Source organism: Vibrio kanaloae (assembly GCF_024347535.1).
GTDB lineage: Bacteria > Pseudomonadota > Gammaproteobacteria > Enterobacterales > Vibrionaceae > Vibrio > Vibrio kanaloae.
In genome coordinates, this window is sequence record NZ_AP025497.1 from 2,614,662 (window position 1) to 2,636,439 (window position 21,778).

Consider the following 21,778-nt stretch of genomic DNA (forward strand, 5'->3'; position numbering starts at 1 on the left):
ATGGACTCCATGCTGCTTTATATTATCGATTTATTTGGCACTGCCATCTTTGCTATTTCTGGCGTTTTTGTCGCAGGCCGTCTTAAGATGGATCCCTTTGGCGTCGCCGTTCTAGGCAGCGTGACCGCAATTGGCGGCGGCACTATTCGTGACATGGCATTGGGTGCGACTCCCGTTTTTTGGATCACTGATACCACATACCTTTGGGTCATCATCACTACCTGCTTGCTGACCATGATTATTGTAAGACGTCCAAAACGTCTGGCTTGGTGGATATTGCCGGTATGTGATGCGATTGGTTTAGCGGTGTTTGTTGGCATTGGTGTAGAAAAAGCGCTTATCTATCAAGATTCAGCACTAGTGGCCATCATCATGGGTGTCATCACCGGCTGCGGTGGCGGTATTATCCGTGACGTGCTTGCCCGTGAAGTGCCAATGATTCTAAGAAGTGAAGTCTACGCGACCGCTTGTATCATTGGTGGCGCTTTCCATACCATGGCGATCAGCATGGGGCACGATTCAGAAACTGCATTTCTGGCCGGCGTGTTCTCAACGTTATTGATCAGGCTTGGCGCCATTCGTTGGCATTTATCATTGCCGACCTTCGCCATCAAATAAGCTATCGTTACCCAATAGAAAAGAGATCCACTGGGAGCTTTTTTTATTTCTGCCTCGCAAATCCTTATATCGTTATCTTATTTAAGCTAACCTCTCCAAGTCTCAAGACTAGAGAATGAATGCTGTTTGAGGTAAGTTGAAACAATCATTCCCAACTTTCATGAATATAACCAATGCTACTCGAAGGAATCGAAACTCTACTGGTATTGAGTAAAGCAAAGACCATGAGCCGTACAGGCAGTTTGCTTTATATCAGCCAATCAGCGGTCAGCAAACGGATTGCGAATTTAGAAAGGAAGCTAGGTAAAAAGCTCATTGAACCGAGTGGCCGACAGATCAAACTGACGCCGGATGCAATTGCACTAGTCGAGAGTATCGGCCCTGCATTCAACGAGCTTCGTGGCCTTATTTATGAACAGCAAGAGTTGGAAGATACCACTCTCATCACTTTAGATAGCTCTAAGTCTCTGATAGCGGGCTATCTAGGTGAGATGATGGGGCAATTTATCAAACAAGATAAACACATAACCATCACCACCAACCATACCCCAAGAATCATAGAGCGAGTACAATCTGGCAAGGCAACCTTGGGGTTGTGTGCTGGTTTACTGCCGCCGCATCATGGATTGATGACCTTCCACCTGTTTGATGAGCCGTTTTACATTGTAAGTAAGCAGTCGCTCACGGCACTTCCTCCATTGGTCATTACCAACGATATGACGAACCCTGCCAACTCTTATCAGTTATCTGTGCTTGCAAAATTCGATATCAAGCCCTTAATGGAGATGGATGCCTACACCGCAGCAGCGCAACTTGCATTAGGTGGAGCGGGGCCGGCTTTAATCCCGCTCTCTATCGTAAAAACACTCAATATTGAGTCTCAATACCTGTATAGTTTCCCAGAATTAGCAGGCTTAATTCGACCAATTCATATCTGTGTGAGGCCAAATAGCTATCACTCTCCAAGGGTTAAAACAGTGATAGAATCGATTGTTGATGCTGTTCCCAAAGCAGTTTAGACGCCATTAGCATCGACATTACGATCACAAGGGGGCGAATCCACTTCTGCCCTTTTGTCACTACCACTTTAGCGCCGAACTGAGCGCCCATAAAGCCACCGACCGCCATCACTAATCCTAACTCCCAAATAGGCAAGCCAGCCAAGATAAAGAAGATCAATGCAGCAATGTTCGAGGTGAAATTAAGTACCTTGGTGCGAGCTGTAGCATCAACCAAAGAGAAATGCCCAATGACGACAAAGCAAACCGTAAAAATAGACCCCGTACCTGGACCAAAGAACCCATCGTAGAAACCCACACCACCGCCAATACACAGCGCAAACATTGCCTCAGAGATCTTTTGCTTGCCTTTAGAAACCGTTGTTGGAGGTGCAAGCAGAAAATAGAGAGAGATAGCAATAAGCAACAGTGGGATAACACTCGTCAGTAAGCTTGCATCTATATATTGGACTAATTCAGCCCCAATAGCCGAACCAATAAAAGTGCAGATGATCGCAAAACGCATCTCTTTAATACTGACGATACCATTGCGCACGAAATACCAAGTCGCCGAGAAGCTACCAAAAGAGCTTTGAAGTTTATTAGTAGCAAGGGCCTGTGTCGGTGGGACACCCGCCGCGAGTAATGCAGGTAAAGTTAATAAGCCACCGCCGCCAGCCATCGCATCAATAAAGCCAGCCACCGTTGCGACAACAAACAAAATAGCCAATATTTCTAGAGTGATTTCCATATACTCAGTGCCTTAAAATTCCGTATAACGACAACTTACCACCCTAAGAAAGCGATCAATAACGAAACACAAGATTTTAACCTATTCCAAATTTTCATCATTTAGTCTAATGCTAATCACAATAAGTGAGTGTTCATAAATCGAGTGGGAACAGACTTGAGAATAAAAAGGAAATTATCGAGACTTTTAACAAACTAGGGAGAACAGTTGTTTACTACGAGAGGTATAAACAGGATGGCAAGCATAAAAAAGCCCGCTCTTCAGAGCGGGCCTCTACTTTCGTTTAATCTAGTCGATTAAGCTTCGTTCGCTTTTACTTGAGCATGTAGCTCTTGAACTGAAATGACTGACGTCTTCGCATCTGCAGTGTGCGCCATGCAAGTCGCGAATGCAGCGTTTAGCGTAGTCGTGTAGTTAACTTTTTCAGCCAATGCGCCACGACGAAGTACTTTAGAATCTTCAATCGCTTGACGACCAGCCGCAGTGTTCACGATGTACGTATACTCGTTGTTCTTGATACGGTCAAGAATGTGAGGACGACCTTCGTGTACCTTGTTTACTAGACGTGGGTTGATACCGGCTTCGCCAAGGATAACCGCAGTACCATGTGTTGCGTCTAGCTGATAACCAAGCTTAGATAGCTTAGATGCTAGGTCAACAACACGCTCTTTATCGCCTTCACGAACCGAAAGAAGTGCACGGCCGCCTTCTGGGTAGATGTTGCCACAACCCAATTCAGCTTTAGAGTATGCTTCTGCGAATGTCGCGCCAACACCCATAACTTCACCAGTAGAGCGCATTTCTGGGCCTAACAGTGGGTCAACACCAGGGAACTTGTTGAATGGAAGTACAACTTCTTTCACTGAGTAGTAAGGTGGGATGATTTCTTTGGTAAAACCTTGAGACTCTAGCGATTGACCCGCCATTACACGAGCGGCAATCTTAGCGATTGGCGCGCCCGTTGCTTTAGACACAAATGGAACCGTACGTGCTGCACGAGGGTTAACTTCGATTAGGTATACTTCATTGTTCTTAACCGCAAACTGCGTGTTCATCAGACCACGAACACCCAATTCGAACGCTAGCTTTTCAACTTGCTCGCGCATTACGTCTTGGATTTCTTGGCTTAGCGTGTAGGCAGGAAGAGAACATGCTGAGTCGCCTGAGTGAACACCCGCTTGCTCGATATGCTCCATGATACCGCCGATAACAACGCGCTCACCGTCACAAATCGCATCGACGTCTACTTCAACAGCGTCGTCTAGGAAGCTATCCAGTAGTACTGGAGACTCGTTTGATACGCTTACTGCTTCGTTAAAGTAGCGACGTAAATCTTGCTCGTCGTATACGATTTCCATCGCACGACCACCAAGTACGTAAGAAGGACGTACAACTAATGGGAAGCCGATTTCGCGAGATTTCTCAACCGCTTGCTCCATTGTTGTTACTGTCGCGTTTTCTGGTTGAAGCAGGCCTAGACGGTCTACAGCAACTTGGAAACGCTCACGGTCTTCTGCACGGTCGATTGCGTCTGGGCTAGTACCGATGATAGGCACGCCAGCCGCTTCAAGAGCACGAGCCAGTTTAAGTGGCGTTTGACCACCGTACTGAACGATAACGCCTTTTGGCTTCTCAACGCGAGCGATGGCTAGTACGTCTTCCAGGGTGACTGGTTCGAAGTACAGACGGTCAGAGGTATCGTAGTCTGTAGAAACGGTCTCAGGGTTACAGTTAACCATGATAGTTTCGTAGCCATCTTCACGTAGTGCTAGTGAGGCGTGTACACAACAGTAGTCAAATTCAATACCTTGGCCGATACGGTTTGGACCGCCGCCTAGAATCATGATCTTGTCTTTGTCTGTTGGGTTCGCTTCACACTCCTCATCGTAAGATGAGTACATGTAAGCCGTATCTGAAGAGAACTCAGCCGCACACGTATCTACACGCTTGTAAACTGGGTGAATATCGTATTGGTCACGCATACGACGGATTTCGCTTTCTGCGACTCCTAGAATCTTAGATAGTCGCGCATCTGCAAAACCTTTACGTTTAAGCTTGATTAGCTCGTCTTTATTTAGACCAGCAAAACCTTTCGCTTTCAGTTCTTGCTCAAGATTTACGATATCTTCAATTTGAACTAGGAACCAACGGTCGATTTGCGTTAGGTTGAATACACCATCGACCGACATACCAGCACGGAATGCGTCAGCGATGTACCAAATACGCTCTGCGCCAGCTTCTTTAAGTTCATGACGGATAGTCGTTAGCGCATCTGGTGCGTCTAGGTCTACCATTTCGTCAAAACCAGTCGCGCCAACTTCTAGGCCGCGAAGTGCTTTTTGTAGAGATTCTTGTTGGTTACGGCCGATAGCCATCACTTCACCAACCGACTTCATTTGCGTCGTTAGACGGTCGTTAGCGCCTGCAAATTTCTCGAAGTTAAAACGAGGAATCTTAGTGACTACGTAGTCGATTGTTGGTTCGAATGATGCTGGTGTTGCGCCGCCAGTGATGTCATTCATTAGCTCGTCTAGCGTGAAGCCAACAGCCAGTTTCGCGGCAATCTTAGCGATTGGGAAACCCGTTGCTTTAGATGCTAGCGCAGAAGAGCGAGATACACGTGGGTTCATCTCGATGATAACCATACGGCCATCTTTCGGGTTGATACCAAACTGTACGTTTGAACCACCTGTTTCAACACCAATCTCACGCAGTACAGCTAGAGATGCGTTACGCATTAGTTGGTATTCTTTGTCTGTCAGCGTTTGAGCTGGAGCCACAGTGATTGAGTCACCTGTGTGAATACCCATTGGGTCGAAGTTTTCAATCGCACATACGATGATGCAGTTGTCGTTTTTGTCACGAACCACTTCCATCTCGTACTCTTTCCAACCGATAAGTGATTCATCGATAAGAAGTTCGTTAGTTGGAGATAAATCCAAACCACGACGACAGATTTCTTCAAATTCTTCTTTGTTGTAAGCGATACCGCCACCAGTACCACCCATCGTGAACGATGGACGAATGATACAAGGGAAGCCAACCATGTCTAAAACTTTGTAAGCTTCTTCCATCGATTTCGCTGTATCAGCAGTTGGACACTCAAGGCCAATTGCTTTCATTGCTTTATCGAAGCGTGAACGGTCTTCTGCTTTATCAATAGCGTCAGCCGTTGCACCAATCATTTCAACACCGAACTCTTCAAGAACGCCGTGCTTTTCTAGGTCTAGAGCACAGTTCAATGCCGTTTGGCCACCCATAGTAGGTAGAACGGCATCAGGCTTCTCTTTAGCGATGATGTTACGCACCACTTCCCATTGAATAGGTTCGATGTAAGTTGCATCTGCCATCTCTGGGTCGGTCATGATTGTCGCTGGGTTCGAGTTTACAAGAATAACTCGGTAACCTTCTTCGCGAAGCGCTTTACAAGCTTGAGCACCAGAGTAATCGAACTCACATGCTTGGCCGATAACGATCGGGCCAGCACCTAGAATAAGAATACTTTTAATGTCAGTACGTTTTGGCATTGTCTACTACTCCGGATTAAGCTGTGTGCTGTTTAATTAATTCAATGAAGTGGTCGAATAACGGCGCTGCGTCTTCTGGACCTGGGCTTGCTTCAGGGTGACCCTGGAAGCTAAACGCGGGTTTGTCTGTACGGTGAATACCTTGTAGAGAACCATCAAACAGTGATTTGTGCGTTGCACGCAATGTCTCTGGAAGGGTTTCTTCGTCAGCAGCAAAGCCGTGGTTTTGCGAAGTAATCATCACAACATCACGATCTAAATCTTTAACTGGGTGGTTCGCACCGTGGTGACCAAACTTCATCTTCACAGTCTTAGCACCTGACGCTAGAGCAAGAATTTGGTGACCTAGACAGATGCCGAAGATCGGTAAACCTTTTTCTAGGAACACTTTTGTCGCTTCAATTGCGTAAGTACATGGTTCTGGATCACCAGGGCCATTTGAAAGGAAAACACCGTCTGGGTTCAGCGCGAGTACTTCTTCAGCAGAAGTTTCAGCAGGAACAACCGTTAGGCGGCAACCGCGGTCAACAAGCATTCGTAGGATGTTTCGTTTTGCGCCGAAGTCATAAGCAACAACGTGGTATGGCAATTCAGAGTCGGCTTTCGCTTCAGGAAGTCCACCCGTAAGCGTCCACGAACCTTGTTTCCATTGGTACGCTTCTTTTGTTGTAACTTCTTTCGCAAGATCCATACCTTTCAGGCCAGGGAATTCTTTTGCTTTAGCTAGAGCTAAAGCTTCGTCTAGGTTCCCATCGTTTACTGAAGAGCCTGCTACGATACAACCGTTTTGAGCACCTTTTTCACGAAGAATACGCGTCAGCTTACGAGTATCGATATCAGCGATACCCACAACGTTTTGCGACTTAAGGTAATCAGAAAGGGATTGTTCATTACGGAAGTTAGAAGCGATTAGAGGGAGATCGCGAATCACAAGGCCTTGAGCATGGATTGAAGAAGATTCTTCGTCTTCGGAATTGGTTCCGGTATTGCCAATGTGAGGGTAAGTAAGGGTAACGATTTGTTGAGAATAGGAAGGATCAGTGAGGATTTCTTGGTACCCCGTCATCGAGGTATTAAAAACGACTTCACCAACTGCAGAACCTACAGCGCCAATGGCTTCACCGTGAAATACTGTCCCATCTTCTAGGACGAGTAGTGCTGACTTCTTCAAGACAACCTCCAGAAATAAAAATGCATTTAAATTGACTTAATTTGCAAATGTACCTTCCTGCAACACCAGAAACTGCGTGTTTATGGAAATTAGACAAATTGGCGGTATTCTAGTGATGCACGTGATACGTGTCAACATTTAACGCAAAAGAAATTAAACATTTATATAGGCTAATTCAACTTTTGCCACCAAAGCTTCAAAAGTTCAACTTTAATGCTCATTTAATCCGAATATTAAGATTTTCTAATTTTCACCCTTCATTTTCACCAACCATATAGTGACAAAAATATCACCGACAAAAAGCAATCGATAAACACAAAGAGAAAAACCTATAATTTAGACACCTAAAACAGAAAACAAACAATACCAGTCAAAAGTTACAGTTAAGTCATAGAAAAACGACGATAATAAGAAAGTAGAGAGGAACTTGTAAAAGGAGAAATAGCGAAGGGAAAGGTACCAAACAAAGAAAGCGCCGGCAATTGCCAGCGCATAAATATCTATTTATAGATCATTCAACCCAAGGACATCTGTCATGGTATAAAAGCCTGCTGACTTACCATTTAACCAAACTGCGGCCTTGATTGCGCCATTAGCAAAGGTCATTCGATCTGTGGCTTTATGAGTAATTTCAACTCTCTCCCCGATATCAGCAAACATAGCAGTGTGCTCACCAATGATGTCACCAGCACGAATCGTCGCAAAACCAATCTCATCTTTAGTACGCTCGCCAGTAATACCTTCGCGTGACCATACGGCGACATCATTTAACTCGTTGCCCATCGCACTCGCGATCGCTTCGCCCATACCAATAGCAGTACCAGAAGGCGCATCAACTTTATGACGGTGGTGAGCCTCAACGATCTCAACATCACAGTAATCACCCATGACTTTAGCGGCCTTTTCTAGCAGCTTAAATACCAGGTTCACACCCACACTGTAGTTAGGTGCCATTACGATAGCGATCTCTTTTGAAGCCACATCAATCACTCGCTTCTCTTCTTCAGAGAAACCTGTTGTTCCTATGATCAGCTTCTTACCATGACGTTTACAAAGTTCAATATTCGCTAATGTGCTAACAGGCGCAGTAAAGTCGACGATAACATCAAATTCTTCAATCGCTTTCGAAAGATCATCGACTAGAGCCACATCAAAACGACCTTCACCGCATAACTCGCCGATATCAACGCCGACCAAAGATGATTCTGGTCGCTCTGAACCAGCACCAACACTTGCTTCTGAATTATGATGAGCGGCTTTCACCAAGTTGCGACCCATGCGGCCCGCTGCTCCTGCAATTGCAATTCTTACCACTGCGAATATCTCCATTGTTTTGGTTACCGTTACCGCTTACCTCTGCAGCAACGTTCATTCGGTTAATATCTTTAAACTAACAACAATCTCAAACTCAGGCTAGCAATTACGAAAACTCTTTTATCACTCGCTCTAAAATTGGCACATTTGCCTCTGGGAAGGCGTATTGATTTAATGATTCTAGGCTTACCCATTCACCTTGTTGACCTTCTTTGCCATAAGGCTGCTCTTCAAAATCGGTCACAAGGATGAAATCGAACTTAAGCGACTTATCGGTGTAATCAAATTCAAGGTGTTCAAACAGAGACTGTTCAGTGACCTTGATGCCAATCTCTTCATCAAGTTCACGCGTCATGGCTTGTTCAATGGTTTCGCCAGCTTCAACCTTGCCGCCAGGAAATTCCCAGAAGCCGCCTTTGTGCTTGTCATCAGGTCGTTTAGTGATAAATACCTGCGACTTATCTTGGTTAAAGACAATGCCTGCAACAATATGGATTCTTTTCATTAAGCTTTCCTCAAAATTAGCTTAAAAAAAGAGCCGCCTAAGCGACTCTTTATATTTTCATTGTCAGTTTTTCTGAAGCTAAGCTGTAGTGCTTGAGAGCAAGGCGGTGGCACGGAGCTTACGGTAGTAAGTGAGTACCACCAACGCAGCTATTAAGCACTACGGCGACGATTCATAGAAACTTAGTTAATCTGACCGTGACACTGCTTGTACTTTTTACCACTTCCACATGGACATGGCTCGTTACGACCCACTTTACGTTCATCACGTACTACCGTTTGTGGAGATGCTGGTTCAGCTTCATCGTCACCTAACTGATTTTCAGCGGTTGCATGTTGTGCTTGTGCACGACGCGCCGCCTCTTCAGCTTGAGCTTGACGTTGAGCTTCCATCTTTTCTACTTCTTCTTGTTGCTGAACGCGAACTTTAGAAAGGATAGTAACAACGTCGGTTTTTAGTACATCTAGTAGGCCTTCAAACAGTTCAAACGACTCGCGCTTGTACTCTTGCTTCGGGTTCTTCTGAGCATAACCACGTAAGTGGATGCCTTGACGAAGGTGATCCATCGCAGCCAAGTGCTCTTTCCAAAGACCGTCTAGCGTTTGTAGCATCACAGACTTCTCGAAGTTACGCAGTACTTGAGCACCAACCACTTCTTCTTTCTGTTTGTAGGAATCAACCGCCATACCAAGAATACGTTCACGCAATGCTTCTTCATAAAGCTTATCGTCTTCGTCTAGCCAACCTTGAATATCAAAGTCTAGATCGAAGTCATTCTTCAGACGATCTTGCAGACCAGCGATATCCCACATGTCTTCAAGAGATTGAGGAGGAATGTACTCATCGATAACCGAAGTAAACACGTCTTCACGGTTGTGTTCGATCATTTCGCTGATGTCGTCAGAACTCATCAGTTCATCACGAAGCTCATAAACCACTTTACGTTGGTCATTGGCTACATCATCGTACTCAAGAAGTTGCTTACGAATATCGAAGTTACGACCTTCTACTTTACGTTGAGCTTTTTCAATTGAGCGAGAAAGCATCTTAGATTCAATCGCTTCGCCTTCGTCCATACCACTTTGAATAAGACCAGCCATACGATCTGATGTAAAGATACGTAACAGAGAGTCTTCCATTGATAAGTAGAAACGAGAAGAACCTGCATCACCTTGACGACCAGAACGACCACGTAGCTGGTTATCGATACGGCGAGATTCATGACGCTCAGTACCAATAATGTGCAGACCACCTGACTCAAGTACTTTATCGTGGATGACTCTCCAGTCAGCTTTGATCTTATCGATCTGCTCTTGAGTTGGGTTATCTAGCTTATCAACTTGTGCCTGCCAGCTGCCACCTAACACGATATCGGTACCACGACCGGCCATGTTAGTTGCGATAGTTACCGCACTTGGCGTACCTGCTTGTGCAACGATCTCGGCTTCCATCTCGTGGAACTTAGCGTTTAGAACGTTGTGCTTAATTTTTGCTTTTTTCAGTGCGTTAGACAGTAGCTCAGATTTCTCGATAGAAACTGTACCAACCAGTGATGGCTGACCAGCCGCTACACGGTCTTTAATGTCTTCAATGATCGCATTGAACTTGTCTTCTTCAGTACGATAAACCACGTCAGGCATATCGTTACGAACCATAGGTTTGTTGGTTGGTATAACCACCGTTTCTAGGCCGTAAATAGACTGGAATTCGAAAGCTTCTGTATCGGCTGTACCTGTCATACCTGACAGTTTTTCGTACAAACGGAAGAAATTCTGGAAGGTAATCGATGCTAGTGTTTGGTTTTCATTCTGAATCTTCACACCTTCTTTAGCTTCAACCGCTTGGTGTAAACCTTCAGACCAACGACGACCTGGCATTGTACGACCAGTATGTTCATCAACGATAACCACTTCGCCTTCATCAGTAACAATGTAGTCTACGTTCTTCTCAAACAATACATGCGCACGAAGAGCCGCGTTTACGTGGTGAAGCAGGCTGATATTGGTTGGAGAGTAAAGTGTATCCCCCTCTTCCATTAGCTCATTTTTCACCATTAACTCTTCAACAAACTCTTGACCATTTTCAGTCAGGTGAACCTGCTTCGATTTTTCGTCCATGGTGTAGTGACCTTCACCACGGTACTCTTCTGAATCTTCTTTATCCTGGCGCTCAAGGCTAGGAATCAGAGTGTTAATGCGCGTGTAAAGCTCTGAACTATCTTCAGCTGGACCAGAGATGATTAGCGGAGTTCGAGCTTCATCGATTAAGATGGAGTCAACTTCATCGACAACAGCGAAGAAACGTTCACGTTGAACACGATCTTCAGCACGGAAAGCCATGTTGTCACGTAGGTAGTCAAAGCCAAACTCGTTGTTTGTTCCGTATAGTATATCAGCTTGGTAGGCTTCTTTTTTCTCTGGTGGAGCCATGTTTGGTACATTCACACCAACCGTCATACCAAGGAATTCAAATAATGGGCGGTTTGTTTCCGCATCACGCTTCGCTAGGTAGTCGTTCACCGTTACTACGTGAACACCTTTACTTGGAAGTGCGTTTAGATAAGCAGGCAGGGTGGCAGTAAGGGTTTTACCTTCACCAGTTCGCATCTCTGCAATTTGGCCGGCATTTAGAACCATGCCACCAATCAATTGCACGTCAAAATGACGCATGCCGTAAACACGCTTAGACGCTTCACGTACCGTAGCGAAAGCTTCAGGTAGAAGTTGATCTAACGATTCACCTTTATCTAAGCGCTCACGAAACTCAACCGTTTTTGCTTTTAGCTCTTCATCAGAAAGTGCTTCAAACGTTGGTTCGTAGTTATTAATTTCTTTTACAATTTTTCTAAGGCGGCGCAGTGTTCTGTCATTGCGACTGCCAATTACCTTTGTCAGCAGCTTAGTAATCATGTGCTTGGAATCTCTTCGTTCTCAGATCGTCCGCGATCTATTTTAAATGCCGTCAGTCTCTACTAGCTATGAACTAGTCTTCAGTTACTAACCAAGGATACTGAGATAAATCTAGTATCTTTGATATTGTACTTGAGAGTAGAGTTTTCAAGGCTTGAGTTAAAATTAATGCCCCTTAGTGTAAGTAATTTTCACACTAACGACCATTTAGAACACCATTTGTTTGATGTGCTTGGAACTTTTCTTTCTAATTGCTGATGGATTAAGCAAACTACGACCCATTGTCCAGCAATTTCCGTAGGTTAACGACACTGTATCTATTTTCTAGATACAAAAAAACCAGGTCAATGACCTGGTTTTCGAAATCTTATATTATTGTAAACAATAATTACGCTAGAACCATTCCTGGTTCAGCAAATGCAACAGGAGAGCCAGCTTCTTCTTCAAATGTTGCCCACTCCCAAGCTTCTGCGTCAGCAAGTACTGCACGTAATAGTTGGTTGTTTAGGCCATGACCTGATTTGTATGCTCGGAACTCACCAATAATAGCATGTCCACACATGTAAAGGTCACCAATCGCATCCAACACTTTATGTGTTACAAACTCATTCTCAAAACGAAGGCCTTCTTCATTAAGAATTCGGTATTCGTCCAGTACGATAGCATTATCGAAGCTACCGCCAAGTACTAGGTTTTGAGATTGTAGATATTCAATATCACGCATAAAGCCGAACGTACGAGCACGAGAAATTTCTTTCACAAAACCTTGTGAAGAGAAATCAAATAATAAACGTTGCTCGTCAGACTCAATGGCAGGATGGTTAAAGTCGATCTCAAAGTCCATACGGAAGCCGTTAAATGGAACAAATTCTGCCCACTTATCGCCATCTTCAAAACGAACAGGCTTTTTGATTCGAATAAAACGCTTCGCTGTATTCAGTGTTTCTACACCCGCTTGCTGTAGCAAGTATACGAATGGGCTTGCGCTACCATCCATAATTGGAATCTCTGGTGCATCCACTTCAACAATAATGTTGTCGATGCCCATCCCCGCTAGAGCGGCGTTAAGGTGTTCCACTGTAGAAATACGTACACCTTCATCATTAACAAGAGCAGTACATAACATAGTGTCACGAACTGATGCTGGATCAGCTGGGAAATCTACAGGTGGATTTACATCAGTACGACGGTAAACAATGCCTGTATTTGCAGCTGCCGGGCGAAGAGTAAGTGTGACTTTACGACCAGAGTGGAGACCCACACCAGTTGTTTTCACAATTTCTTTCAGAGTACGTTGTCTGATCATCTGCTTGCCTCTTATCAGTGCTACAAATCACGGCCAGTATTTACCGACCGCGGATTTTACCATTAATTCGACTATAGTCAAATTTTGGGTGTTTGCTAGTCAGCCTGACGTCGTAAAAATGCTGGTATATCTAAATACCCACTTTCTTTCTCAGCTTTAGGTGCTGCATTTTGGCTAGCGCCTGAACCTGAAGAAGCCGGTGACGACGTTGTTGGCTGTTGCTTAACTTGAGATTTTACCTCAGTTTTTTCCTGCAATGGCTGTGCCACTTTCTCTTCCACTTTTGCTGCTGTTTGAGCAGCTACCTGTGGTTGAGGGGTTGACGCAACTTTAGTATTACCGCCAGCAACCAAAGTAATGTCTGGTTTTCTCTCAGTGCCGATACCTGTTGCTACAACAGTTACACGGATTTCATCCGTCATATCAGGGTCTAGAGAAGTACCTATCACTACTGTTGCATTATCAGATGCGAATGCCTTAACTGTATTACCCACAGTTTCGAACTCATCTAGACGCATATCTAGGCCTGCTGTGATGTTCACAAGAACGCCACGCGCACCAGCTAGATCGATATCTTCTAGTAATGGGCTAGAAATTGCCGTTTCAGCGGCCTCTTCAGCACGGTCATCACCTTTAGCGATACCGCTACCCATCATTGCATGACCCATTTCCGACATTACGGTGCGAACATCCGCGAAATCGACGTTAATCATACCAGGGCGAGTAATTAGCTCAGCAATACCTTGTACAGCGTTTTTAAGTACATCATTTGCACTTGCGAAAGCTTCTAGCAGTGTTACGCCGCGGCCAAGTACTTTAAGTAGCTTTTCATTTGGAATCGTAATTAAAGAATCCACATGTTTAGAAAGCTCTTCGATACCTTGCTCAGCAAACGCTAAACGCTTTTTGCCTTCAAAGCTAAACGGTTTAGTTACAACAGCAACCGTTAGTACACCAAGCTCTTTCGCAACTTCAGCAATCACTGGAGCAGCACCTGTACCTGTACCACCGCCCATACCAGCTGCGATAAATACCATATCGGCGCCAGTTAGAACTTCTTTAATTCTTTCTCTATCTTCGAGAGCTGCATCACGGCCTACTTGTGGGTTTGCACCAGCGCCCAAACCTTTAGTGATATCACCACCAATTTGGATCACGCTGCTCACGCTTGTTTTACGAAGTGCTTGTGCATCAGTGTTAACACTGATGAATTCTACGCCTTCGATTGATTCACGTACCATGTGCTCAACAGCGTTACCGCCACCGCCACCAACTCCAACGACTTTAATTACTGCATCGTCAGACATTTCCATCATCGGTTCAAACATGTGTTATCTCCGTTTTTTCCTGCAACTCAGGTTAAAACTCTTTTTGTATCCAATTACGCAATTTGCCAAATAGACCAGACATTGAAGGTGCAGAACGCTTAGGTTCGCTGTAATCACCTTCATCACTGATCTGACAATCTCTTGCGTAATGAAGTAAACCAACCGCCGTAGAATGATACGGCTCTTTAACATAGTCAGTTAAGCCACTAACTTCTAATGGCTTACCAACTCGAACTTGATTGCGGAAAACACGTTCCGCACACTCTACCAACCCGTCAATTTGTGCTGCTCCACCAGTGAGAACGACGCCAGCTGCAAGGTGGTGTTTAATACCTTCATCTCGTAGCTGCAATTGAACCGTATCAATAGTTTGGTTAACAAGCCCCATAAGTTCAGTGTAACGTGGTTCAATCACTTCCGACAAAGTTTGTCGTTGCAAACTTCTCGATGGACGACCACCAACACTTGGGACGTTAACAGAGTCATCCTTGCTTACAAGTTCACTTAGAGCGCAACCATGATTCACTTTTATCTCTTCAGCATCACTTACTGGTGTGCCGAAGGCGAAGGCAATATCACTGGTTACTGCATTTCCTGCGTAGGAAAATACTTCTGTGTGTCGCAGTGCGCCGCCAGTCCAAATGGAAATATCCATCGTACCAGCACCGATATCAACCACACACACTCCAAGCTCTCTCTCGTCTTCAGTAATTACCGCATTACTTGAGGCAAGTCCTGAAAACACGATGTGCTCTACAGTGAGACCACATCGTTCGACAGCTTTAATAATATTTCTTGCCATATCGCTATGACAAGAAATTAGGTGAACACTGACTTCCATTCGAACACCAGATAAACCAAGAGGGTTCTTAATTCCTTCTTGATAATCAATGGTAAATTCTTGTGGAATTACGTGCAGAATTCTCTGCTCATCACCTATTTTAATTGATTTCGCGGTATGGATCGCTCGATCCATATCGTCTTGAGACACCTCTTCATCAGAGATAGTGCCCATGCCTTTTTCAATTCGGCTTGCGATATGCTTGCCCGATAGCGAGATAAATACATTGCTGATTTGGCATTCAGCCATCAACTCTGCTTGATCAATAGCTCGCTGAACCGACTTCACTACCGACTCTAGGTCGTTTACACCACCTTTATCCATACCTCTGGATGGGCTTTGCCCTGAACCAATGATATTGATTTGACCATCAGGCAGTATTTCACCAACCAGAGCTGATATGGTCGCAGTGCCTATATCAAGACCAACGATTATGTTGTCATCTGCGGTCTTAGTCATCTGTGCTCTCTTCTAACCCTTGCTCTGGAAACCAGCCTACAGCGGCTCCCGTATCATACCTGAGGTCAATGTAGCTCACTTGATTCGCTTTACTTCCTAATTCGTTATAAAGCGAAATGAAGCGTTCAACACGCTCATCTAAAGAATCTTTACCTAGCTCTAAACGGATACCGTTATCTAGGATTATTTGCCAAGCACGACGCTCATTGAGAACGAGCGAGGTAACCGTCAACCCTAAACTATTAATCAAAGGGGTTATCTGTCGCCATTTTTCTATTACTACTTGGCTGGTGCCGTCAGGGCCATAAAGCTTAACTCTATCGCCCTTCAAAAGGCCGATATCACCATTAAATACCTGACCATTTTCATTCAGCAGCATGTTGCCATTCCAGATTGCTGCAGCTTGATATTCCGTCAAAAATACTTTTATTGTGTCTGGCCACTGTTTACGAATAGAGACAACTGATACCCAAGGCAACGCTTCCAAACTTTCTTGCAATACACCGATATCTTGTGACATGAATGTACCGATATGCTCAATCTCGCTAAATGCACGTTGAACATCACCTGCGGTTACGTAAGTTAAGTCGCCTTGAAGTACTATTTTGGAGAGAGGCAATCGTTGATCGTCCCACATCCAAGTCAGTGTGGTATAGAAAAGAAACCCAATGAATAGCAATACCATTACAAAAAAAGACCCTTCTAGGGCATGTTTCTTGAGCGATGGTAAACTGAATAGGTGGCGGTTTTCGCTAAAAGTACTTTCTACCAAAGCCCGCATTCCCTGTAGTTGGTTCGCAATTCTATTCCCTATCTTCATAATAGAGGTAAAAGTACTTACTTTAACCTATGAATTATACTGAGCAAAATCAAACTATCAAACGTTGATAAGAAGATTTTTGGTCAATTTTAGGTCAATCGCAAGAAGTGAGCGATCAACCACAGTCTGTAAACAGTATTTTGTTACGCGTTCAACATCTTATTTATATCTAATTGTAACGATTCAAGCTGCTTGGCTACACGACCAACATCACCAGCACCCTGCGTCAAAACAAGGTCTCCACCTTGAATTACGTTTGCTAAAACCGATGGCAGAGTATTGATATCAGCCACGAAAATTGGGTCAATCTTACCACGTCCGCGAATAGTTCGGCTCAATGAACGCCCGTCAGCACCAGCAATAGGTTTCTCACCTGCTGAATAAACATCTAATAAGATTAATACATCAACTTGATCAAGAACGTTTGCAAAGTCATCGTACAGATCTCGCGTTCGGCTGTAGCGATGAGGTTGAAAAATCATCACAAGACGTTTATCAGTCCAGCCACTGCGAGCCGCTTGAATGGTTACATTCACTTCAGTCGGGTGATGCCCATAATCATCGACCAACATTGCCACGCCGTTCCCTGTTTCGTATTCACCAAGGTGATCAAAACGACGGCCAGTACCTTCCGTTCCCGCCATCGCTTTGAGAATCGCTTCATCGCTGATGTCATCTTCTGTTGCTACAGCAATCGCCGCTGATGCATTGAGTGCATTGTGACGACCAGGAATGTTTAACGTGATATCAAGGTTAGCTTTACCTTCGCGTGCTACCGTGAACTTACCTTGTTGACCTTCTTGTACGTAGTTCTCAATACGAATATCCGCATCTTCTGAGAAGCCGTAAGTAATCACCTGGCGACTTACCTGAGGAATAAGCTCACGCACTACTGGATCATCAACACACATCACAGCCTGACCGTAGAATGGTAGGTTGTGTAAGAAATCAATAAACGTCTGCTTTAGCGTTTCAAAATCGCCGCCGTAGGTGTCCATGTGATCAGCTTCAATATTCGTTACGATACTGACCATTGGTTGCAGATGTAAGAATGACGCATCACTTTCATCAGCTTCAGCGATAAGTATACGGCTTGAACCTAGGCGAGCATTAGTACCCGCACTTTTCACCAAACCACCGTTGACGAAGGTTGGATCTAAACCCGCTTCCGAGTAAATCTGTGTCACTAGCGCTGTAGTCGTTGTTTTACCGTGCGTACCTGCCACAGCAATACCATGACGAAAACGCATCAGCTCAGCCAGCATTTCTGCTCGACGAACGATCGGTGTACGCGCTTCACGAGCGGCAATAATTTCTGGGTTCTCTTCGTTAATAGCGGTTGAAACCACCACCACACTTGCATCAGCAACATTGCTTGCTTGGTGACCGATATAAATGGTCGCGCCCTTGCTAATCAAACGCTCAGTCACTAGATTTTGAGCAATATCAGACCCGGTAATTTGGTAACCTTCATTGAGCAAGACTTCAGCAATCCCGCTCATTCCGGCACCACCAATACCAATGAAGTGGATAGATTTAACACGGCGCATCTCTGGCACCATTGCACGGATTTGCGCTAAGTCTTGGGTATGTTCAATCGTCATCAATTCAATCTCATTATTTTGCTAAAGCTTTAATCGCTTCAGCGACGGTCACATCAGCATCAAGCTTGGCGGCTTGACGAGCTTTTGTTGCCATCATTTTTAATTCATTTCTATCAAGCTGCGCGATAGTGTTCGCTAGCTTATCAGCCGTTAGTTGAGGCTGTTCAATCATTAACGCGGCGCCACATTCAACTAAATGGTCGGCATTCAACGCTTGTTGTCTGTCTTTGTGCATAAACGGAACGAAGATAGATCCGACACCTGCCGCAGACACTTCTGATACGGTTAATGCACCTGAGCGACACACTAATAGATCTGCCCACTCATAAGCTTGCGCCACATCATCAATAAATTCAGTCACTTGAACATTATCAACAGAATGTGATTTGTATTGCTCAATAACTTGCTGTTGATTATTTTTTCCGGCTTGGTGCATCACAGTAAAACCAGAACCCAACTGAGCCAAGGTCATTGGCAGAGTATCGTTAAGTATTTTAGCCCCTTGGCTACCGCCCATCACGAGGATGCGAATATCGCCATCACGATCTGCCATGCGTTGCTCTGGATCAGGAAGACTCACAACATCTTCACGTACTGGGTTACCCACTACTTCTGCTGTAGGGAAAGCGCCAGGGAAAGCTTGAAAGACTTTTTTCGCGATTTTAGAAAGCCATTGGTTGGTTAAACCTGCTACCGCATTTTGTTCATGCAAAACCACCGGAATACCAGACAACCAAGCTGCAATACCGCCAGGCCCACTGACGTACCCGCCCATACCAAGCACCACATCTGGCTGCCACGCTTTAATGTGCTGTCTTGCTTGAAGTATGGCATTAATAATCTGAAATGGTGCTTTAATTAATTTGCTAATGCCTTGACCTCGAAGGCCTTTAACTTTGATGAAGTCGATCTCAATACCATGCTTTGGCACTAAATCAGCCTCCATTCTGTCCGCCGTACCTAACCAGCGAATTTCCCAGCCTTGTTGCTGAAGCTTTTTAGCTACGGCTAACCCTGGGAAAACGTGACCGCCAGTACCACCAGCCATCACTAAGAGTTTTTTATTTTGTTTCATCACGTTAGATTCTTACTCTATTGATTCGTTTTGATTATCTGTTTGTTCTTTTTCTTCCCATCGACATTCGTGATCGATACGTAACAACATGGAAACAGCAACTGACATCACAATGAGACTTGAACCACCATAACTGATCAACGGTAATGTTAGACCTTTCGTTGGAACGATACCTGAAGCAGCGCCGACGTTAACAAGTGTCTGAAAGGCAAACCAAATACCAATGCCAAAGGCAAGATAGCCGTTGAACAATTGGTCGCTTTCGAAGGCTTTTTTCCCAATTAGGATCGCTTTAAATACCAAACTAAAAATAAGAATTAGCACTAAAGTAACACCAACAAAACCCAACTCTTCAGCCAATACAGCAAATACAAAATCGGTATGTGCTTCTGGAAGATACTCTAACTTTTGAACTGAGTTGCCGAGACCTTGCCCCATCCAGTCACCACGGCCAAACGCCATGAGTGATTGAGTTAACTGGTAACCACTGCCAAACGGGTCATTCCAAGGTTCCCAAAAAGAGGTCACACGTCGAACACGGTAAGGTTCAACCACAATCAAACCTACCACAGCTGCAATACCAGCAACCATCAGTGCGATAAACTGTGAGAGCTTAGCCCCCGCTATGAATAACATACCAAACAAGGTCACCAACATTACGACGACCGTTCCCAAATCAGGTTGACCCAGTAGCAACACTGCAAAGGCACCGAACACCATGATGGGCTTAGCAAAGCCACCAAAGAAGGTTTTTCTCACCTCATCTTGTTTTCGAACCAAGTAGCCAGCCATAAAGATAAACAGCGATAGTTTAGCGACTTCGGCAGGTTGTAAGTTAAACAGCCCAAGTGGAATCCAACGCGATGCACCGTTAACCGATTTACCTACGGCCAATACCACGATCAGTAGAAAGAATGATAAACCCAGTAGATACGTGCTGTATTGAAACCAGCGCTTCATCGGTATCTGTAGGATCACGCTGGATACGCCTAACGCCAAAACAAGGAAGATGGCGTGGCGAAACATAAAATGAAATGGCTGATCGGTTAAGCGAGCGCTGATAGGAAACGAAGCCGACGTTACCATCACCAACCCCGTTAACATTAACCCAAGAGCAATCCATACCAATTGACGATCGTAAAGTGCCTCTGGTGTGGCGCGGTTCAGCCACTGCCAAATGAATTGGTTAATCTCTTTCACTCTTAGCACTAAATGTTAGTCCTTCAACACGTTAAGCATACTCATGAGCAAGTTCAGTGAACGCATCACCTCTCGCCATGAAATTATTAAACTGATCGAAGCTTGCACAAGCAGGAGACAGCATCACCATATCCCCCGGAGCGAGCTGTTTAGAAATACTCTCAATAATATCGTGCATAGTTTCAAACGTCTTAGCCGATGGATGCAGAGGCATAAACTGCATCGCATCTTCACCGAAGCAACATAGCTGAACACGCTCTAGTTCTGATAACACAGGTTTAAGCTCACTAAAATCGGCTCCTTTCCCTACGCCGCCTACCAAGAGATACAAAGTACCTTGACACTCTAAACCAGTAAGAGCCGCTAATGTGCTGGCCACATTGGTCGCTTTTGAATCATTGACCCACTTGATCGCGCGTTTATCAGCCACCACTTGGCAACGATGAGTTAGACCATTGTAGACTTTCAGAGCTTCAAGGCTCTTTCTGTAATCAATACCAACTTGCTTCAATAGTGCTAAAGAGACTAACGCATTCGCCACATTATGACGTCCAACCAATGTTAAATCTTGGGTAGGAATTATCAGTTCATTGTTATCCACTAGCCATTCGATGCCACTACTCGTTGCAACACCAAACTCTTGGTCATCGAGACCAAATGTCACCAACGGCATCGTATGCTCTGGATAAGTCTCTTTGTCTTCGCGGTTTACAATCGCACACTGAGCATGATTAAAAATTCTTAACTTGGCATCACGATAATCGTCCACACCTTGATAGCGATCCATATGATCTTCTGACAGGTTCAAAAACGCTGCCGCCACTAGCTTTAGATTCGATGTTGTCTCTAATTGAAAGCTTGATAGCTCAAGGACATACAAATCGGCATCGAGCTCAAGAAGGTCTAAAGCTGGGATGCCAATGTTGCCACCGACACCAACGTTAAGACCAGCGGCTTTAGCAAGCACACCTGTTAGATCGGTCACCGTACTCTTGCCATTTGAACCTGTAATTGCCACAACAGGTTTATTCACCGCCCAGCCAAACAACTCGATGTCACCAACAACAAGCGTGCCCGCTTGAATAACATCTTGTATTTCTGGCGTCGCTAAGGCGATACCTGGGTTAGCAACTACCAAGTCAGCTTCCGCTAACCATTGGCTGTTCCAACTTCCAGAATGCAGTTTCACCGATTCAGGTAATGATTCTCTGCCCGGTGGTAGCTCACGAGTATCAATCACCTTAACATGAGTATGAGACTGATATTTTACGAGATGTTTAACGACAGAGAGCCCGGTAATACCGAGCCCTACAACCACTACATTTTGAATATTCTGCCAACGTTCCATTTTA

At 44.7% G+C, this 21,778-nt stretch carries 16 protein-coding genes; 2 read left to right on the plus strand and 14 right to left on the minus strand.

The genetic code is table 11. From position 1 onward, the window contains the following. Positions 1–618, plus strand: a complete 618-nt coding sequence (locus OCV24_RS11805; protein ID WP_017056062.1) for a TRIC cation channel family protein — start codon at positions 1–3, stop codon at positions 616–618. A 173-nt stretch (positions 619–791) separates the two neighbouring features. Then, positions 792–1,637 carry a LysR family transcriptional regulator gene (locus OCV24_RS11810; protein WP_017056059.1) on the plus strand — a complete coding sequence of 282 codons (846 nt, stop codon included), beginning with the start codon at positions 792–794 and terminating at the stop codon, positions 1,635–1,637. On the opposite strand, the gene OCV24_RS11815 is transcribed toward OCV24_RS11810, so the two are convergent. From OCV24_RS11815 to murD, 14 genes are all read right to left on the minus strand, one after another. Continuing rightward, complete coding sequence (locus OCV24_RS11815; RefSeq protein WP_150878642.1) at positions 1,588–2,367, minus strand: TSUP family transporter; 780 nt, start codon at positions 2,365–2,367, stop codon at positions 1,588–1,590. The genes OCV24_RS11810 and OCV24_RS11815 overlap by 50 nt on opposite strands. Before the next feature lie 296 nt (positions 2,368–2,663). Next, positions 2,664–5,894: a carbamoyl-phosphate synthase large subunit gene (gene carB, locus OCV24_RS11820; protein WP_017056057.1), complete on the minus strand. Its 3,231-nt coding sequence runs from the start codon at positions 5,892–5,894 to the stop codon at positions 2,664–2,666. A 16-nt stretch (positions 5,895–5,910) separates the two neighbouring features. After that, positions 5,911–7,065 (minus strand): glutamine-hydrolyzing carbamoyl-phosphate synthase small subunit, encoded by a 1,155-nt coding sequence (gene carA / locus OCV24_RS11825; protein ID WP_010434758.1) that lies wholly within the window; start codon positions 7,063–7,065, stop codon positions 5,911–5,913. 504 nt (positions 7,066–7,569) lie between these two features. Beyond that, a complete protein-coding gene (gene dapB, locus OCV24_RS11830) occupies positions 7,570–8,394 on the minus strand; it encodes a 4-hydroxy-tetrahydrodipicolinate reductase (protein ID WP_170960268.1) in 825 nt (274 codons plus the stop codon). 91 nt (positions 8,395–8,485) lie between these two features. Beyond that, a complete protein-coding gene (gene mutT, locus OCV24_RS11835; RefSeq protein WP_137033279.1) occupies positions 8,486–8,884 on the minus strand; it encodes an 8-oxo-dGTP diphosphatase MutT in 399 nt (132 codons plus the stop codon). A 182-nt stretch (positions 8,885–9,066) separates the two neighbouring features. Then, a complete protein-coding gene (gene secA, locus OCV24_RS11840) occupies positions 9,067–11,793 on the minus strand; it encodes a preprotein translocase subunit SecA (RefSeq protein WP_017056053.1) in 2,727 nt (908 codons plus the stop codon). A 388-nt stretch (positions 11,794–12,181) separates the two neighbouring features. Beyond that, a complete protein-coding gene (gene lpxC, locus OCV24_RS11845; protein ID WP_017056052.1) occupies positions 12,182–13,099 on the minus strand; it encodes a UDP-3-O-acyl-N-acetylglucosamine deacetylase in 918 nt (305 codons plus the stop codon). Positions 13,100–13,194: 95 nt separating this feature from the next. After that, positions 13,195–14,427: a cell division protein FtsZ gene (ftsZ, locus tag OCV24_RS11850; protein ID WP_046223883.1), complete on the minus strand. Its 1,233-nt coding sequence runs from the start codon at positions 14,425–14,427 to the stop codon at positions 13,195–13,197. Between the two features lie 31 nt (positions 14,428–14,458). Then, complete coding sequence (gene ftsA, locus OCV24_RS11855; protein ID WP_017056050.1) at positions 14,459–15,727, minus strand: cell division protein FtsA; 1,269 nt, start codon at positions 15,725–15,727, stop codon at positions 14,459–14,461. Further along, positions 15,720–16,499, minus strand: a complete 780-nt coding sequence (locus tag OCV24_RS11860) for a cell division protein FtsQ/DivIB (protein ID WP_077679971.1) — start codon at positions 16,497–16,499, stop codon at positions 15,720–15,722. Before OCV24_RS11860 ends, ftsA begins: the two co-directional genes overlap by 8 nt. A gap of 191 nt (positions 16,500–16,690) precedes the next feature. Further along, positions 16,691–18,151, minus strand: coding sequence for a UDP-N-acetylmuramate--L-alanine ligase (gene murC, locus OCV24_RS11865; RefSeq protein WP_077679970.1), 1,461 nt, complete (start codon positions 18,149–18,151; stop codon positions 16,691–16,693). 13 nt (positions 18,152–18,164) lie between these two features. Then, positions 18,165–19,226, minus strand: coding sequence for an undecaprenyldiphospho-muramoylpentapeptide beta-N-acetylglucosaminyltransferase (gene murG / locus OCV24_RS11870; RefSeq protein ID WP_077679969.1), 1,062 nt, complete (start codon positions 19,224–19,226; stop codon positions 18,165–18,167). A gap of 12 nt (positions 19,227–19,238) precedes the next feature. Next, entirely contained in the window at positions 19,239–20,435 is a 1,197-nt protein-coding gene (gene ftsW / locus OCV24_RS11875; RefSeq protein WP_017056046.1) for a cell division protein FtsW, read from the minus strand. A 22-nt stretch (positions 20,436–20,457) separates the two neighbouring features. Then, a complete protein-coding gene (gene murD / locus OCV24_RS11880) occupies positions 20,458–21,774 on the minus strand; it encodes a UDP-N-acetylmuramoyl-L-alanine--D-glutamate ligase (protein WP_150878716.1) in 1,317 nt (438 codons plus the stop codon). Between the last annotated feature and the right edge of the window lie 4 nt (positions 21,775–21,778).

What these genes read in the sequence shown, in the direction of transcription:
- carB (WP_017056057.1), bottom strand. Translation starts at nt 5,894, where the DNA reads ATGCCAAAACGTACTGACATTAAAAGTATTCTTATTCTAGGTGCTGGC.
- lpxC (WP_017056052.1), bottom strand. Translation starts at nt 13,099, where the DNA reads ATGATCAGACAACGTACTCTGAAAGAAATTGTGAAAACAACTGGTGTG.
- ftsZ (WP_046223883.1), bottom strand. Translation starts at nt 14,427, where the DNA reads ATGTTTGAACCGATGATGGAAATGTCTGACGATGCAGTAATTAAAGTC.
- secA (WP_017056053.1), bottom strand. Translation starts at nt 11,793, where the DNA reads ATGATTACTAAGCTGCTGACAAAGGTAATTGGCAGTCGCAATGACAGA.
- murD (WP_150878716.1), bottom strand. Translation starts at nt 21,774, where the DNA reads ATGGAACGTTGGCAGAATATTCAAAATGTAGTGGTTGTAGGGCTCGGT.
- ftsA (WP_017056050.1), bottom strand. Translation starts at nt 15,727, where the DNA reads ATGACTAAGACCGCAGATGACAACATAATCGTTGGTCTTGATATAGGC.
- murG (WP_077679969.1), bottom strand. Translation starts at nt 19,226, where the DNA reads ATGAAACAAAATAAAAAACTCTTAGTGATGGCTGGTGGTACTGGCGGT.
- murC (WP_077679970.1), bottom strand. Translation starts at nt 18,151, where the DNA reads ATGACGATTGAACATACCCAAGACTTAGCGCAAATCCGTGCAATGGTG.
- dapB (WP_170960268.1), bottom strand. Translation starts at nt 8,394, where the DNA reads ATGGAGATATTCGCAGTGGTAAGAATTGCAATTGCAGGAGCAGCGGGC.
- OCV24_RS11810 (WP_017056059.1), top strand. Translation starts at nt 792, where the DNA reads ATGCTACTCGAAGGAATCGAAACTCTACTGGTATTGAGTAAAGCAAAG.
- OCV24_RS11815 (WP_150878642.1), bottom strand. Translation starts at nt 2,367, where the DNA reads ATGGAAATCACTCTAGAAATATTGGCTATTTTGTTTGTTGTCGCAACG.
- OCV24_RS11805 (WP_017056062.1), top strand. Translation starts at nt 1, where the DNA reads ATGGACTCCATGCTGCTTTATATTATCGATTTATTTGGCACTGCCATC.
- mutT (WP_137033279.1), bottom strand. Translation starts at nt 8,884, where the DNA reads ATGAAAAGAATCCATATTGTTGCAGGCATTGTCTTTAACCAAGATAAG.